The organism is Lactobacillus amylolyticus (assembly GCF_003999355.1).
GTDB lineage: Bacteria > Bacillota > Bacilli > Lactobacillales > Lactobacillaceae > Lactobacillus > Lactobacillus amylolyticus.
In genome coordinates this window covers 26571-42950 of sequence record NZ_CP031836.1, presented here as the reverse complement: position 1 = coordinate 42950, position 16380 = coordinate 26571, and the positions used below count along the sequence as shown (strand labels likewise).

Annotated in this window: 18 protein-coding genes and 2 pseudogenes; 6 read left to right on the top strand and 14 right to left on the bottom strand. The window is 35.7% G+C overall.

The annotated features are described in order from the left end of the window. Positions 1 to 31 precede the first annotated feature (31 nt). Positions 32 to 463: an LPXTG cell wall anchor domain-containing protein gene (locus tag D0Z64_RS07420; RefSeq protein WP_080881937.1), complete on the bottom strand. Its 432-nt coding sequence runs from the start codon at positions 461 to 463 to the stop codon at positions 32 to 34. A 450-nt stretch (positions 464 to 913) separates the two neighbouring features. On the opposite strand from D0Z64_RS07420, the gene D0Z64_RS07415 reads away from it, so the two are divergent. Further along, positions 914 to 1171, top strand: a complete 258-nt coding sequence (locus D0Z64_RS07415) for a MurR/RpiR family transcriptional regulator (protein ID WP_164742139.1) — start codon at positions 914 to 916, stop codon at positions 1169 to 1171. Beyond that, positions 1172 to 1603: an SIS domain-containing protein gene (locus tag D0Z64_RS07410; protein WP_080881934.1), complete on the top strand. Its 432-nt coding sequence runs from the start codon at positions 1172 to 1174 to the stop codon at positions 1601 to 1603. 29 nt (positions 1604 to 1632) lie between these two features. Here D0Z64_RS07410 and D0Z64_RS07405 read toward each other — a convergent pair whose 3' ends face one another. After that, a complete protein-coding gene (locus tag D0Z64_RS07405) occupies positions 1633 to 2610 on the bottom strand; it encodes a Gfo/Idh/MocA family protein (RefSeq protein ID WP_080881933.1) in 978 nt (325 codons plus the stop codon). Positions 2611 to 2786: 176 nt separating this feature from the next. Then, the gene (locus tag D0Z64_RS08380) at positions 2787 to 2933 is read right to left on the bottom strand and encodes a hypothetical protein (protein ID WP_155860217.1); all 147 of its coding nucleotides are present in this window, start codon (positions 2931 to 2933) and stop codon (positions 2787 to 2789) included. A gap of 42 nt (positions 2934 to 2975) precedes the next feature. Between D0Z64_RS08380 and D0Z64_RS07400 the strand changes: the two genes are divergently transcribed. From D0Z64_RS07400 to D0Z64_RS07385, 3 genes and pseudogenes are all read left to right on the top strand, one after another. Beyond that, positions 2976 to 3428, top strand: a complete 453-nt coding sequence (locus D0Z64_RS07400; RefSeq protein WP_080881932.1) for a GNAT family N-acetyltransferase — start codon at positions 2976 to 2978, stop codon at positions 3426 to 3428. 94 nt (positions 3429 to 3522) lie between these two features. Further along, positions 3523 to 3933: pseudogene (locus D0Z64_RS08595) on the top strand (SDR family NAD(P)-dependent oxidoreductase). A 305-nt stretch (positions 3934 to 4238) separates the two neighbouring features. Then, positions 4239 to 4607, top strand: a complete 369-nt coding sequence (locus D0Z64_RS07385) for a hypothetical protein (protein ID WP_006352296.1) — start codon at positions 4239 to 4241, stop codon at positions 4605 to 4607. A 114-nt stretch (positions 4608 to 4721) separates the two neighbouring features. On the opposite strand, the gene D0Z64_RS07380 is transcribed toward D0Z64_RS07385, so the two are convergent. From D0Z64_RS07380 to D0Z64_RS07350, 8 genes and pseudogenes are all read right to left on the bottom strand, one after another. Further along, the gene (locus D0Z64_RS07380; RefSeq protein WP_006352297.1) at positions 4722 to 4967 is read right to left on the bottom strand and encodes a hypothetical protein; all 246 of its coding nucleotides are present in this window, start codon (positions 4965 to 4967) and stop codon (positions 4722 to 4724) included. Positions 4968 to 5048: 81 nt separating this feature from the next. Next, entirely contained in the window at positions 5049 to 5225 is a 177-nt protein-coding gene (locus D0Z64_RS08830; protein ID WP_006352298.1) for a hypothetical protein, read from the bottom strand. Positions 5226 to 5352: 127 nt separating this feature from the next. Next, complete coding sequence (locus D0Z64_RS07375; protein ID WP_127345852.1) at positions 5353 to 6903, bottom strand: hypothetical protein; 1551 nt, start codon at positions 6901 to 6903, stop codon at positions 5353 to 5355. A gap of 33 nt (positions 6904 to 6936) precedes the next feature. After that, the gene (locus tag D0Z64_RS07370; protein ID WP_127345851.1) at positions 6937 to 7383 is read right to left on the bottom strand and encodes an HIRAN domain-containing protein; all 447 of its coding nucleotides are present in this window, start codon (positions 7381 to 7383) and stop codon (positions 6937 to 6939) included. A 153-nt stretch (positions 7384 to 7536) separates the two neighbouring features. Continuing rightward, entirely contained in the window at positions 7537 to 8382 is an 846-nt protein-coding gene (locus D0Z64_RS07365; protein ID WP_164742138.1) for a DNA/RNA non-specific endonuclease, read from the bottom strand. Next, positions 8382 to 9004 (bottom strand): annotated as a pseudogene (locus D0Z64_RS07360) (sunset domain-containing protein). Before D0Z64_RS07360 ends, D0Z64_RS07365 begins: the two are co-directional and overlap by 1 nt. Before the next feature lie 104 nt (positions 9005 to 9108). Then, the gene (locus D0Z64_RS07355) at positions 9109 to 9822 is read right to left on the bottom strand and encodes an ion transporter (protein WP_406565686.1); all 714 of its coding nucleotides are present in this window, start codon (positions 9820 to 9822) and stop codon (positions 9109 to 9111) included. A 130-nt stretch (positions 9823 to 9952) separates the two neighbouring features. After that, on the bottom strand, positions 9953 to 11806 hold the full coding sequence (locus D0Z64_RS07350) for a DUF2075 domain-containing protein (protein ID WP_127345849.1): 1854 nt from the start codon (positions 11804 to 11806) through the stop codon (positions 9953 to 9955). Positions 11807 to 11898: 92 nt separating this feature from the next. Between D0Z64_RS07350 and D0Z64_RS07345 the strand changes: the two genes are divergently transcribed. After that, a complete protein-coding gene (locus tag D0Z64_RS07345; protein WP_127345848.1) occupies positions 11899 to 13155 on the top strand; it encodes a restriction endonuclease in 1257 nt (418 codons plus the stop codon). Between the two features lie 246 nt (positions 13156 to 13401). Here D0Z64_RS07345 and D0Z64_RS07340 read toward each other — a convergent pair whose 3' ends face one another. The 3 genes from D0Z64_RS07340 to D0Z64_RS08700 all read right to left on the bottom strand — a co-directional run bounded on the left by D0Z64_RS07340 (position 13402) and on the right by D0Z64_RS08700 (position 16282). Next, a complete protein-coding gene (locus tag D0Z64_RS07340) occupies positions 13402 to 15174 on the bottom strand; it encodes a GmrSD restriction endonuclease domain-containing protein (protein WP_127345847.1) in 1773 nt (590 codons plus the stop codon). 400 nt (positions 15175 to 15574) lie between these two features. Next, positions 15575 to 15997 (bottom strand): (deoxy)nucleoside triphosphate pyrophosphohydrolase, encoded by a 423-nt coding sequence (locus D0Z64_RS07335; protein ID WP_127345846.1) that lies wholly within the window; start codon positions 15995 to 15997, stop codon positions 15575 to 15577. A 162-nt stretch (positions 15998 to 16159) separates the two neighbouring features. Beyond that, positions 16160 to 16282 carry a hypothetical protein gene (locus D0Z64_RS08700; RefSeq protein ID WP_257788717.1) on the bottom strand — a complete coding sequence of 41 codons (123 nt, stop codon included), beginning with the start codon at positions 16280 to 16282 and terminating at the stop codon, positions 16160 to 16162. Between the last annotated feature and the right edge of the window lie 98 nt (positions 16283 to 16380).

The following is a 16380-nucleotide window of genomic DNA, read 5'->3' as shown; positions in this document are numbered from 1 at the left end:
AGTTAGGGATCTCTTTTAATGTAAACTTTAATTAATTTTCCTTGCGGCGACCAGCAAGACCAAACAATCCTGCAACAGTAGCCAAAGCTAAACCAATCAAGCCTAATTCATTTTGCTTTTCACCAGCTTGTGGCAAAGCATTCTTCTTTTCACTAGACTTGGAAGCGCTGCTCTTGCTGCCCTTAGCTACTGTCTTTTGACCTTTAGCAGTCGCATTTTGAGCTTTAGGAGCAACAGTTTCTTGACTTTGATTATTATCATCACCACTGCCATTTTGATTATCGTCAGTTTCAGGCAATGGAGCTACGTTGTTATCATTGTTGTTTGTTGGAGCTGTTGGTTGAGTTGGAGTGGTTGGACTTGTTGGTTGACTTGGGCTAGTTGGTTCAGATGGATTTGATGGTGTTACTGGAGTTACAGGCTTAGCAGTAATAGTAATCTTGGAAGTCTTCGTGATCAGCATTGAAGGATCATCAGAATCATTAAGCTTGTAGCCAATAGTTACATAGTAAGTACCAGCTGGAGTTGAAGCATCAATGTTGGAAATAGTATTACCATTGGCATCTTTAATACTAATAACTTCAGCCTTGCTTGGATCACTAGCAACTTCAGTGAAAGCAACACCGGTTGATACAGGAGGTTGGCTTCTTTAAATCCTTTACGCTGGTCACATCGTTGGTTGCGCTCCAATTTGTGGCTTCACTTGAACCTTCTTCAAAAGTTTGATCAGTCGTATCAAGAACCTTGTGTACTTCAATGTAGAAGTATGGATCAGACGAAGTGACATTTGTTAAAGCATTGCCACTAGCTGCGAAAGCGGTTGGTGCTGCCGCCTTGGATTTATTAAGCGAATAGATAAGTTGTCTTAAATCTCAGATAGTTTAGAATAATCTTTATTAACGATACAAATAATTTGGCTCAGCAGACGCACACTTCAAATGCTTCAATTATTCGGTTATGCCATAAAGTTAATTGTTCCGGCTTTCCCGACTTAAAGATTAAGCTTATTAAGGAACGCGAAAATCAAAAGTTCATTAATAATGATGTCAATTTCACCTTCCCTTTCACACCAGCTGACAGCCTAAATGAAATTGCAAAGTCGATGACTGATTTATATGAGAATGGTTTGAAACTTCTTTATTCATCCCTTGAGATGGCAAAAGTTGAATAAATCGCGCGAAAGCTGCTCTTTGCCAACCGTATTTTTATCTTCGGGATCGGCGACTCAGGTTTAACTGCCCGCAGTTTTATTAATAAAGTCAATAAGCTCAATATCTATCCAATTTTTGCATCGGAAAATGATGAGGCCTTCAGCAACAGTCAGCATCTAAGAAAAGATGACGTCGCTATGATTGTCACATACGGAACCAGTAATGAAGATTACGAACACGTGATGGGCAATTTGCAAAATAGCGATGGGCAAACAATTGTAATTACCGCGGATCGAAATGGTTTGTTGGCTAAAAACAGTGATTATCTGTTAATTATTCCTGATGAAGAAAAAAAGCACAAAGTTGCTACCTTTTATTCTCAGTTTGCCTTTGAATACGTCTTAAATTTAATCTTCGCTATTCTTTATCGCGAAACGATTTTAAATAAATAAGAGCTCTGCTTTTGCAGAACTCTTTTTCTTTATTCCAATTCAAGACCAGCATCGTCGCAAGCCTTTTGAACGATTTGCATTACTTCGTCACTGTGCTCAAGCATCTTCTTGGTTTTCGCCATATCATGCTTCTCGATCATCCGGGCAAATTCATTGAATTCTTCATACATGCGGTGAGGATAAATCTTATCATCAACATGCTCAGTCTTTTCATTGCCCTTATACAAATCAAATGAATCCATCACATTGGCCGATCCATTAACTACAATCGTGCCATCCTCGCCTTCGATCATTGAAGTAACGGGCGCTACGCAGTCTTTAGCGGCAATTGACACTGCCTTAAAATTGCCATAATCCAGGATCAACATTCCGGAAGTGTCAACATTTCTTTGAATATTAAAAAAGTAGTAAACGCTCTTCGGTTGGCCAAATAGACCAAAGATAAAGTGAATGTTGTAAATATTCAAATCCATCAGGGCACCGCCACCCTTTTTTGGATCAAAAACAGGCAAAACTTTTCCTTCTTTGAAAGCATCGTAGCGATGAGAATATCGCGAATAGTTCATTGAAACGATACGAACGGAACCGAGAGTTTTCACCTTATCTTTTAATTCTTTGTAATTAGTCAAATATTGGTTAGTAATTGCTTCCACCAAAACCAAATCTTTTTTTAGGGCTAATTCTTTTAATTCCTCAAATTCAGCATACTTGACCGTAAATGGTTTTTCACAAATAACGTTCTTGCCGGCATTCAAGGCCTTTTTCACAAATGAATAATGCAAAAAGTTGGGCACGCCAACGTAAACCGTATCAACATCTGCTTCTTTTAGAGCCTGATCATAGTCGGTATAAACTTCTCTAATGCTATATTTTTCTTGAAGCTTATTCATATTTTCTTTGTCGGCCTCAACGCCGGCAATAGCAACCAACTCAACATCTTTTAAGTCCTTGGTAATGGTTAACCAATCTTGAACAATAAAACCTACACCTGCAATAAGTAATTTCATTTTTATCCTCCAGTTCTTTAAAAATCTCAATTTTGTCTTCATCGCTTTGCAAGTCTATTGTTCCATGCGCGTTGAACTTATTTAATAAAAACCAGCAAGTTAGATAAAAAGGTGCGGGATTTTTGCTTCTTTGAATGTTTTTTTGAACTTTTAGTTCAGGAGAAATAGCTGTGATTTTATTTTTCAAAAATCATTGTATATTCTTTTTCATTTGTATCTTGATCAATATCTGATGCGGAAATTTGCATTCCCTGACGCAAGTAAAAATCGAAGCAGCCGACCACATTTACTTTTCTTGTATGATATTCTACTGATGTAAGCAAAGATGCCAAGATATCCTATTAATAATTTAGAGGCATCAATCGATGGAAATTGAGATTAGAGATTTTCAAAAAGATTATTTTGATCAGGTTTGCCATGTAATGGATGAAGGCAGAAAACAGGAACTAGCAAGCGAAAATCTTTCTGAAGTATTTATTGCATTGAGAGATGCACCTTATTTGAAATATTTTTTGTCCTGTCATATTAAAGTGGCAGTAAAGAAAGATCAAGTTGTTGGTTTCGTTGGTTATGGTAGGCATCGATTAGAGTTCCTTTACGTTGATCCTGATTTTCAAGATAAAGGCATTGGAACCGAATTAATGGAAGCTGCACTAAAAAAATTAAAGCGCCCAGTTAGGCTTGGCGTATTTTCAGACAATCAAAACGCTAAACGATTATATGAAAAATTTGGTTTTAAAGTTGTCGATACACTTACTGAGCGGTGGTCAGATGAAGTACCCAAAATTTACTCAGAGGATACAATGGAACTTAAATAAGAAGCCACCCATGCCCTGTCCAACCTATTCAAGAAATGACAATTAAAAGGACTACGATAATGCCTTTAACCTTGATGCTCGTGGTCTTGTTAATATGACCATTCATGTTTTGCCACTTTTGATTAACGCACATGGGAACATTATTAATATGTCCAGTGTTGGTGCACAACATCCAGGTGTTAACTTGTCACTTTATACTGGAGCTAAGGCCGCTGTTGAAAACTTTACTCGCATCTAGGCAGTTGAACTTGCTAAAGACAAGGTCCGTGTTAATGCGATTGCACCTGGTGCCTTTAAGACCAGCATTTGGAATAAAACTAATTTGCCAGAAGATGAAGAACCTGCACATGAGCAAAGAATTATCGATGGTATTTCTGCTCATCGGATGGGTGACCCACGTGAAGTCGCAGCTTTAACTGCATTCTTTGCTTCAAGGGATGCCGATTACATTACTGGCTCTATTTATGATATTAATGGTGATATTGGGTATTTAATTTTTTATTGAGTTAAAAATACATAAAGCTTTAATTCCTCAGCTGATTAATTGACTGAGGATTTTTTAGTTGCTTAACCTACTTGCTGAAGCTACTTGTTGAAGCTAGTTACTTAATCTACTACTTAACTCTATTACGTTTTTTATTCTTTTTCCCTACTTTCTATCCCCAAAAAAGAGATTTACTCAAACAGATATAGTTTTCTGCCTTATTTTTTGCATTTTTCTCATTTTAATAATGCTCTTCTGAACTGTTTTATAGGTACCTTAGAGCTTTTCACCAGAGTTTCGACCATAAGTCGTAATATATACAACTGATGAGCATCCAAAAAAAGGGGGTTTTCTCATTTGGAGGTATCTTCAAAATTTTAAATAAAACTTTCAGGCTTGACCAAGATCAGGTAATTTTATTATTAATAATTGCTAATTTAGGATATGTTACTGAAAAGCAACTTCACTTACTTTGCTCAGCAATAAAAGTATTAATCATACAAATAGAACTTTCTTTTATTATCCAAGTAATCTTTTTTATGCCATCAGGCAAAAACAAACAAGTCCCATCAGATGACATCATTCAAAATAAATCAGGTAGCATTAATCAGGCACCGTCAAGCAGCAAAAATCAAATTCCATCAGGGCAAGTCAATCATGTCCCATCATGCAAAACAAATCAGGTTCCATACTAAATAACCTAAAAGTTGAAACGCATACAAATATCCTTTAGTCATAATTGCCATCTTACTTAAAATTTGAGATGAAATATCATAATGAGCTTGATGAAATACATTTCTATAACTAAATTAAATTTGGATCAAATTTAAAGAAGACAAGGCTATTCTCTTGTCTCGTAAAAGAAATGTCATGACATCTTCATTTTGCAATTCGGAAATATTTTCTGGTAATCCAGCCATCATTAGTGCAACAGGATGATCTTGACGATTTAAAAGTTGATAATATGAAGCAAATTTCTTTAGTTCTTTATTACTTTTTACTTCATCGATGGTAATTAATACCTTTGTGCCATTATCCTTTAATCGTGAAAACATTTGGGTCAAAATTACTTGATACGCTGATAAATTTTGTTTGATATCTGCAGAAAGTTCTAAACCAAATGCTGAAAATGATAATCAACGAATTGATACAAACATTTTTTGAGTTGCTGTATTTGCTCTTATATATAAATTGTCTATGAGAGTAGCTAACAAATCGGATTCCATAGCTAAATCGATCACTATCCAATTTTCCTTTTCTGACATTTTTCTCCCTACTTCTGTCAGAAAAGTAGTTTTCCCTACTCCTCGCATACCATAAACAAAAAAAGCATCCTCTCAAGGGATGCTTTCTTGCTTTAAAAATCAATCTTTAATGCATCGGCTACATCATCAAAATTCAGCGGCCAATATTAAAAGTGCCGAGTTTTCGTATTAAATCTTAGAAAAATTCATCATCATTATGCTCTTTGAATTTATAAAAATAATTATCTGATCGCGGAGAAATAATACCAACTTCACTAAATTCTGCATCTTCAGCACCTTCCAAGTTCTTAACTTGGTCGGCATCAACCTGATCGCCATCTTTTAAGCCAATTTCCAGTGCCCAGGAATCAGTTGCGAGGTCAACAGCAAATGGTTCCTCTTTAACGTCTGAAAAATGATCAAGGTCCGTGCCAGTAAAACCTGTGTCCTCAACTCTGAGCCTTGTCGGCATCCCTTTTTCTTGCAAGAATCTACTGATTCGGCCGAACAAGATTCTTAAATGCTCAATATCTGTATCATTGGCGTTTATATCAACCCATTTGCCATCAGCATTAGCAATGATGTATCGACCAATTTGACAGGCAAGAACAAAGAATTCATCCGGCAATTCGCCATCAATTGGGATGCGTTTAAAAGCGTGTTCGTATTCGATCAGCTTTTTACCTGCCTCATCATCAATTTGGTTAGCAATACCTGCGCCCTTGTTTGCATCATTCAAACTAGATTCTTTATTGATATAGCAGTAATCTACAAGGAACAGCAAAATTTGATGGAGCTGCTCAGTAGTCAGGCTCTCACCTTCACCGCTTATCTCTCCTAAATTATCAGAATGAAGTTCTTGTTTATTTAGATTTACTTTTTCGTATGAAATAGCCCGATTTACATAAAGATCTAGTAATTGCTTAATATTTTCATCAACCGATCCCATTAATTCAAGGGATCTCTTTTCGGCTTGTGCTTTGACAAAATCCAGGATACCAGAATCTATCTGCGTAAGATCTAACAAATAGCCTTCGTCTCTGCGAGGATTGTAAATCATGAGCTTTTTAATCTGATCTGGACTTACCAATTCATCTCTCAGTAAAACACGATAAAGAAATAATTGACGCACCCAATTAGGTTGCATTGTTTTATGCTTAGAAACTTTAAAATCAATCAAAGTATCAGATGATAAATAATCACCGTCCCCACTGATTAAGCCATTTGCAGTTGCCGAACCATAGCCTGTCCGAATGATATTGCCGATTTTTTCTAAATAAGCCTTGACCCGTTTGAGCATAACCTTGTAATGAGCCATGGTAGTGTCATTAGGATAAATTTGCGGCGGAAAGTAGTAGCCACCGCGTAAGGCCTGTTCCCATGCACAAATGTTGACACCAATATTGAAGACATCATCATCAAGATCATCGATTTCCTTATCTTCAACCAGCGCTTTTAACATGGCAGCTTCATATAAATACCGCTCTTTCTGATCATCATTTGCCATTTCACCAACACCGCGCGCGGAAACGCCAAATGCATCATCATCGTTCAAAACAATTATCCGTGTTAAAAAGTCGATTAAAGTCCCCGTTGTTGCAGGTGCCATGTTTTCTTCTTCAAGAGGAAGTTCACCCAAATTGTCAGAATGATATTCAATCTTTTGGAATTTTCTCGTACTAACAATCTTGCTTAGTGGCAATAATTTTGAATTTCCAGCAACTGTGGTTATATTTTCTTCTAGCATCTATCTATACCCTTATCACTCAATTATCAGTTATTAGTTTTCATGCAAAAATACTTTAACGACCAAATAAAGCTTCTCGCCATCCCAGTGGAATTGCTTCGTTTTCCCCGTCAACAAATTGCCTTCATCCATCAGGCGACTCAAAATCAGGTTATGCTCTCTTGGCAAATAGCCGAGCTTCAAGCCGGTTGTCGTGTAAACGGCAATGGCATGCTTATCGGCTTCATTGTTGGGCTCTCTTATCAAAACCAGCGGGTCATTCTCCTGCAATTTTGGAATGACGTGGTTTTGCAGACCCTGATACTGACTGCCTGCAAGCTCGCAACCATATAAAAACACATCACGTGAAGTTTTGGAATTGTTGTAATAGAGCTTCTTCAGCTCATCTATTTGGGTTTGCAAGTTGTCCATACGGTCGAGCATGTCTTCGAAAAAGCCCTCCGGCGGCATGACAATGGTATCGTGATTATGAATTTCCATTTGGATAGCCTCTTTTCTATATTTGGTTATCGATAAAATATTAGTATTTTACTTTTATTATAATGGATAAGTTTATGATTTAGACAATTGATAGAAATATTTATATTAAAAAACATCCCCGTTTGAGGGGATGCATTTTAATTTATATTTGAACTATCCTACTCGACTAGTACCATCAGAATAATTCAAAGTTACACCATTTTGAACATTAAAAATATAAACATTGAAGTGAACTGCATTTGAACCAGTTGATTGACCTTCCATTTCAACACCACGAGCCAGCAATTCATTACCACGGAAAATTGGCGTTACACGATATCGAACATAGTTTGATCTGCTTTCTTTAATGTAGTCAGCCACTTCATTCTCATAACGAAGCATATCTGGATCGTTCAACTGTCTGGTTCCGGTCATCAGGTTCTTGATATTATTGTTTTGCCCTGTCAACTGATATCCAATTAAGTGACAGCGATTATAAAGCCACCCACCTGCAATACGTTTATTATGCCAACCTGTTGGATCAACATGCAGAGGTTCACGTTCACTATTAGGCATCAAAGATTCATTCAGCAATGCATTAGCGGCTGTTACTCGATTCAGCCCATCAAGATCACCATATTTTTGCCATGCGCCTTGGCTTGTATTTAGATCACTCTTTGTAAACTTAGGATCATTATTATTAACTGTAATAACATCTTTACCAGAATAATTTAGACTTGCTAGTTTTGCTTCGCTGACTGATTCAACGGCTTTGCCTGAATATTTCTTAAGCTGTTTACGAAGTTTTGCAATCTTTTTATCTAGACTAATAATTTTCTTTTCAGTCTTTGTATTCTGTTTCTCAATCTTCTTCGATTTGGTTTCATCAGTACGATCATATTTAATGACTGTTTTTACTTTTGCAATGACCGTTTGATCTACTTGAGGATTGCTAATCGCACCAGCACCGCCAAAAAGCAAAAGGACACCTGAAACAGCTGCAATAATTTTCTTATTCATTATCTCTTAGCCTTTCTATAACCAGCGTTAATTGCATCCTGTTCACTGTTGAAGTAGACAGCATTTGCAGAATTCATTCGATAGCCAGCCTGTCCTTGAACGTGGTAAATCTTTGTGTTTTTATTGCCAACGATTTTACCAGAATCGGCAGTATCCATATCTCCTCTTCCTGCTCCATTGCCGGATGAAGAGTGGTACGTTGTAGCAGTCGATCTGTGATGCGTAACGGTCGTTTGCTCGCTGCTGTGCTTTTTGGCCTCTTGCTGTGCTTTCTTAGCTGCATCTAATTCCGCAACTAGTTTGTCATATTCTTTCTGCTTCTTTTTCTCTTCAGTATTTAAAACCTTTTCTTTCGCCTGATCCTTGGCCAGTCTTTGAACGCCAACTTTTTTAACAACAACGTGCGTTTTAGGCGCAGACGCTGTATTGCTGGTTGCATCTTCATCATCATGCAAGGAATTTACCCAACAACAAAAAAGCACAAATACAGTAATTACTGAGCCCAGAGCTGACCAGGCAATTTTGTGCTTTTTATTTTTAAAAACAAATTTTTTAAATAAATAATATGGGCCAAATAGTACCAAAATAGCACCCATAATAAAATCCTCCAAAATCGATTCATTTTATTCTCCCACTTTAAATTTCCTATATACTCCAGTTCGAGTTTACACCTACTCTAAGTACTTAAGGCAGTCTTTTTAGGCATAAAAAAACAGAAGATTTTAATTAATCTTCTGTACTATTTTGTTTTAAAGCAGAGATTTCACTTTTTAAATCCTTATTTTGTTTTTCTAGTTCATTTAGTTTGGACATAATCATTTCAAATTTTTTATTATCACTAGATTGATCTTTGTCAGAATCACTTTTTACAAAGTAGGTCGTAATTGAACTAGTCAACATTCCAATGATCCCAATACCAACAATCATCAATAATAAAGCAACAATTTTCCCGACTATTGTATGAGGCGAAATGTCACCATAGCCTACGGTTGTAGCAGTGGCAATCGCCCACCAAAATGATTCTCCTAACGAAACATGTTCACTTAGTGAATATGATACAGCTCCTATGATAAGAAAAACTAAACTAATATATAGCAGATATATCAAACCATTTGTATGTAAAATTTTCTTTATTCTGCCAGTTAATCCAACTAATCTTAAAACACGCAAAATCCTCAATGCACGAACTAGTCTTGCAATTCGCGCGATTCTAAAAATTGCAAAGGCACTGCTAACAGGAATAATTGATAATAAATCAAATACATTGTGTTTAATGAAAGAGACTTTATCCTTTGCCTTTATTAAGCGATAGAAATAATCTACAGCAAAAATTATTAATATTGCATTATCAACCCACATCCATAGTCCAACATTAATATCAATAACAGATGCATAATCAAGGACTATTAGTATTATTGAAAAAATGGCGAGTATCGCCATGGTAATGTTATATATTTTTTCTTTTGTCAACATTTTATTAAACTTCTTTACAGAAAAATCCACAAATAAAGCATCCCTCTAGAGGGATGCTTTATATTTCACTTTTCCTCCAACGTGAATTATCAATAAACTATTTCTCTGCTTCTTCCAAAGCCTTCTGCAATTCCGGATCTACAGCATGAATATACAAACCGTGCACGCCACGCGTCATCAAGACATTAAATTCATTCTTCAATAACATATCGGCATAGCTCTTCGTAGAATCACGTTTTTGCGTTGCCTTCGGATTGGCGCTCTTATCCGGATCATGAATAATCTGACCATTGCGATATTTCACAGATGGTCCTAATTCTACTCCGACATAGTTAAGATCAAAACCTTGAACCGTATAAGTTGAGCCAATTTCATTAATTGTGTAATCTTTCTCTGCCCAAGATTGGTTGCTGTATTTTACTGGTCCATGCTTACGGTGCTTCTTTTCGAATTTGTCACGTTCATTGATTTCATAATTCCATGGCATATTCCAATCACCTTCACGAACTTCCCAGTATTTCTGCTCCTTAGGTGGTTTGGTTTTACCACCAGAATAATCCCAGTCAAATGTAGCTACCATTCTGCTGATGCCACGATCATGTTTTTTATTTTTCTCTTCAATTGCCTTTTGCATTTCAGCGGGAGATCTAAAAATTTTGATCTCATAACGATCATCCTTAGGTATTTTCCCAATTTCGCCCTTATCGATTAATTTATGGATCCAATCAATAGTTGCTTGTGACGCATCAATTCTCATTTGATTATGCAGATAGATGATATTGTTTTGTACTGCTTGTTCTTCCAGTTCTTTAAAGTCTTCCCTATCCCAAACGCTGGTTGTGCTTAATACTTGTTTTGGATCAAAAACTGCCATGACAACTTTGGCTCTTTTGAGAATGTCTTTTAGCATATTAGTTCCAACTTGAATCTCAGGATGACGTTTATCATTTGAATAAGACTGACTTCTTTGCGTTAGCAACAGATGAGCTTCATCAATTAATGCAATATCAATCTTTTTATTTGGATTTGTGTTCTTAATAAAAGTAACAGGCTTTTCTACTTCGATATTATCGTTTTTATCAAAAATTTTTTGTGATATATCCTTATAGACTTTTAACTGCTCATTTTGATTTACAAGCATCGCAACTGAAAGCCGATTTGAACTTTCCTTTTGATAAGGAGTCTTAATCTGCGTTTCTTGAAAAGAAATCTCGTTTTCATGAACAAGATCATAAAAAATATTGCTCATTAAAACAGTCTTTCCTGATCCCGCATCCCCTTCAACCAAAATTAGTTGGCCATTTTCCTGCTTCTTATTCTTTTGCTTAGATAGAGCTAATCTGATCTTTTCAATAATTTCAGATTTGGCCTTAAGTTGTTCAGAAGTTAATTTGTTAAATGGAGAAGCTTTAAACAACGCCGAAGATTCAAGTATTTCTTGTGCTGGAAATAAGTCGTGATTCTTTTTTCCTAGTTTTTTCCAAATCTTCCTAAAAAGTGGCTCAAATTCTTCGGAATCATAATATTTATTTTGATCATTATGACGTCGATTGTTCAAATGCTTAACAGCTGGTACACTGCTCAGATACTGCATTAGGCGATTTTCAACATCTAACGTCATCGACTTATTAAAATGTTCCTGTCCAATAACATACATTTCTGCATTCTTAGATTGCTTCAGTCCAAAGAAGTCTTCCCTATCTTTAGGATCACTATCCAAGTGTTGCAAAGTTCTGCGTTGAATATCATTAGTTTCACCAACATAGACTGTGTAACTCGGATTCTTTACCCCATTCTGATCGTTGATGACGTAAACAGTTGGGTATTCTGTCAATAAGGTACGAGATTTTTCGTCATTCTTAAAATATTCACGGATATTATCATCGAGCTGATTAGCCGAATCTATATCATATTTAGTTTTATAAATTACTGGTGATTTAATACTTTTCAATGAAAAATACTTACTCCTAATAGTAAAATAGTTTCATAAGTATTATATATTACTTAGAGGAATTTAGACTAGTTTACAAGGTAAATATCACTATGCTTTACATCGGACAAACTTATTCAACTTCAAATCAATCAAAAAAAGATGCAGAGAATCCGAATTATCTAGAAGTGAACGAATCTTCTAAAACTAATTATTATGCTCAAACTCATCTAGCTAAAAGTTATAAAAATTATAAAGATCAACGTGGCATCGTAAGATACGGGGACCAGGAATGCATTATTGTATCAAGTAATACGAAGCCTCGAAGTGAATCTTATAATCCCTGGGAAGACGAATTTAACGAAGACATTGGTTATATCCATTATTATGGAGACAACAAAACTAAAGATAGGAATCCTGAAGATACGCCAGGAAACAAACGGCTATTAGAACAATTTAAAATAAGCCAAAATAAGGATCCTAAAATTAGAGCAAAAGCCATTCCTATTCTTTTCTTTGAAAGTAATAAACCTGGAGAAAGAATTTTTCATGGATATGGAACTGTAGAATCCGTAAAACTGGTAACGCAATACTCCGGAACACCCGAAAATAAAGAATATTTTTCAAATTATCTTTTCACCTTTTGTGTATTTTCACTCAAAAAAGAACAAGAGGCTTTTAATTGGGATTGGATTGATGCTCGCAGGGATCATGATCAATATGCTCCTTCATTAGCACCAAAAGAATGGCAAGATTGGATTAAAAATGGCAATTTTAATCAAGTGCGTAGGCACGTGTATGGGAGAAGCACTTCCAAGAAAAAAGAACAGCTCCCCATCCCAGGAAGTAAATTAGATTCCATTCTTTCTCAAATTTATAATTACTATAACGATAATCCATACGGATTCGAATATTTGGCAAAGGACGTAACTCGTTTATTAATAGAAGATTCAGGTACGATCTGTCACGATGGCTGGGTAACTCAAGCATCTGGTGACGGTGGCTATGACTATGTTCTGAGAATCGATATAGGAAAAGCAGGATTGAGTCAAGTTCGTCAAGTTGTATTGGGTCAAGCTAAATGTTACGAAACCAAAAATGGAATAAGCGGAAAAGACGTTGATCGAATTATTGCAAGATTAAAACGTGGATGGATAGCCGCATTTGTTACAACATCCTATTTTACTGACGCTACTCAAAAAGAAATTCTAGAAGATAATTATCCAATTATGTTGATCAATGGCAAAAAAGTTGCTGAAGTTGTAAGTCAATACATCTATCGAAATAATATTACTTTAGAACAATATCTGGCAAAACTTGGAACAGAACAAGAATATCGTAACCCAGAAGATATTTTAAAAGAAGAATAAACAAATTTTTTAAAATAAATAATATGGGGCCAAATAGTACCAAAATAGCACCCATAATAAAATCCTCCAAAATCGATTCATTTTATTCTACTTCAAAATTTTCAAGATTAAATTTAACTCAACTTAATCAAAAACACTAGAAAATATAATTTGCGTTACTGATAAAGCACAATTTGTAATGGATATATTTGTTTCTTGTAACGGTGTTATAACGCATAAAAGCATCCCCGGATTGGAATGCTTTTATTATAGGCTTTCAAATAACTCTTTTATTAATTGCGCCATTAATATACGTCTTTCTTGTAGGAACTGATGATAATTATGAAAATCGTAGCTCCTCAACGTTGCTGGAATAGCATTTTCCTTATCATTTTCATCCGAATGATATTGCATGGTTTCTTTATTTGACATATAGTTTTTTGGAGCATAATCACTAATTTGAAGATTGCGTGGCTGTGTGATCCAAACATAATTAGCAACCTGATTGTATTCTTCTTGTTTAAAACCATTCTTTTTCAGATAAGCTTTTGGACAAATATGATGAATATTACCTTGTTCTTGAATTGTATCGGCCGTATATTTATCTTTTTCGAGCCATGCATGAGCTCTAGCATGAATTTGCGCCATTTGGAAAATACGCCAATTTGTTAATTGAGTTGTTTGAGCTTGAAGACTATTTGGTAATGTCATATCCCAAAATTCATCAGTTAAGTTTTGTGCAAACTCATTATCGAATAATTCTTTTAATTGATCAATTTCATTTGCTTCAGAAATTAATCTCAAATCTCGATCAAATCCAGATTCTGGACTCGAACCATATCTTTTTGTTAAAGCTGTCATTAAGATCCATTTTTTAGTGTAAGTTTCTATCTCGTCATTGGATAATTTAGAATTCTTTTTTAGATATAAATACAATGTATAGCCAAAATTGGTATAAGAATCTGGTAATTTAGCATAGTTTTTATCCACTATTCCTAAACTTTTTAACAATAAAATATAGCGTTCAAAATTACTTTCATTTAGAGCACATTGAACTGCTTCTCCAAATTTTTCATAAGAATCTTCCATTGCTTCTTCAGTATATGTTCTTTTTTCAAAGTCACGACCTGAAATTAGGCTTACCAACTGATACAATTTTCCACGTAAGAATCCTAATCCAAGACAAATATGGAGAATACTGGAAAAATCAGGTTGATATAAAGTTACATCTTCTTTATCTGCCCAACTTATGTGTTTAAAGTAATCTGAATTTGCAAATTCGGGATCCATCTTTACGATATTTTCAAGTAAACTATGATCTTTATATAACTGGATAAAGTATTCAATTTCTTTTCTAAGATCATTTCCATGATGAGCTGTATCTGAAGAAAGACGAGACATTGCAAAATCAGCAGATGATAGTTTGGTACCTTTTTGATTAATACGATTAAATATGTCCGTAACTTGATCAATCGGCAACTTACTATTAAGTTTAATAACTCCAATATCGTATTGAGAAATACCTTTTAGCTTCTGAATGATTTTACTTAATTCATCAGGCTTCAAATTTAATCGTTTACTATTTTTCGTAACATAAGCATAATCACTAAAATTCGGATCCTCAAAAATCGAAATATCAGGAATCCATCGCGGATCCTTGGCAATTGCCGCACTTCTTGTAGCAAACTCTTCTGTGGTAGGATTAAAGGCAATATAAATTCTTTTCTTTAAATATTTCTCATCAACAATTTCATTACCTTCTAAAGCCGCACTTAATGCGGTAATTCTTTGTTGACCATCAATAATTATTTCCTTATTTTGACCTTTTCCGCCATTTTTTAGTTCAGCATCAGGATTTTCCCAAGTGACAACAAATCCAATAGGATAGCCTTTATAAAGAGAATCTACCAAGTCTCTTACTTGTGTAGATTTCCATACAAATGGTCTTTGCATTTCAGGTAAGCCAATTTTTCCATCTTTTATCCAACTTAAGATATTGGCAATATTTTCATGTTCTACGCTATAACTTTTTTCAACCATAATTTTCTTCTGAATACTCTTTTTTATATTTTAAGTATAACAAAAGCGTAACTCAGTAGTTACGCTTTTGTTATTCTTCACTCTCATTACTTGCCTACGTTCTGCTTGATCTACAACTGTTTTAACAGCTTGCGGAGCGAGATCTGGTGGATAACCGTATTTTCTTTATCATAAAAGGCAAATTCTTCCTGGTTCACAATTTGCAAACATTGCAAGACGGTTCACTAACCATGATGTCGGTTCATGAATCATCTTGCTCTTATCACTTTTAAATCGCGTTTTAATCCAATCCTGATAACAGAGCCAAATATTGTTAATTACATTCCCTTCAAGCAAAAGACATTAGCCGTAACCAGCGTTATTTGTGTATCATCCGTAATTATAGGGATGCCTCTTCTATTTAGAACTCCACTTTCTTCACATCAGTCTTCACCAATTCCGCAATCAGCGGTGCATCGGCCGGAGCCCAATTCAATTCGCCGACCTGAGCAGCTGGCAGCCATTCGATCTTGCTATGGGCCACAAGCTTAAAATCATGCGCCGTCATTTTGGCAAAGAACACCGTCAATTCAACAATGCCAAAGTCATATTCATAGCGCACCGTTTCGCCAAGCTGCGGACCAACGATGATCTCCGCGTTCAACTCTTCTTCAACTTCACGTTTTGCGGTTTGCCGCGGCGTTTCGCCCTTTTCAATCTTGCCACCAGGAAATTCCCAGTAGCCGCCAACCAAGCGGTCAGCATTTCTCTTGCCCGCGAGAACCAAACCTTTTTCTTGATCAATAATGGCAGCCGCTGCAACTCTGATAATCTTTTTTGTCATTCAACTATCCTCTAAATTAAATCTTAGATTCATTATATTACTAATAAAAAACGCCACCCGAGAATTCTCTCAGATGGCGTTTTCTTATCCGATTTTCGCGCCAGCAACGGCAACTGCTCTCTCCAGTTCCGTCGCCTTCGCAGCGCATTTTTCTTGCGATCATTAATGGCCTTGTGCAATTCGCTCGTGATGGTGCTGCACGATGTACACCAGAGAATCGATTACTTTCTTCTCTTCACCATCAAATTGAACAAGAACATTCTTATCTTCTTCGATCAACTTCATCAGAACCTCGGGCGGTAATTGATCGTTTAAGAATACCAGACTTCACCGCGCCTTCATAGAAAAATGCTCAATTTAAAGACTTTATTTAACTTTTTTGC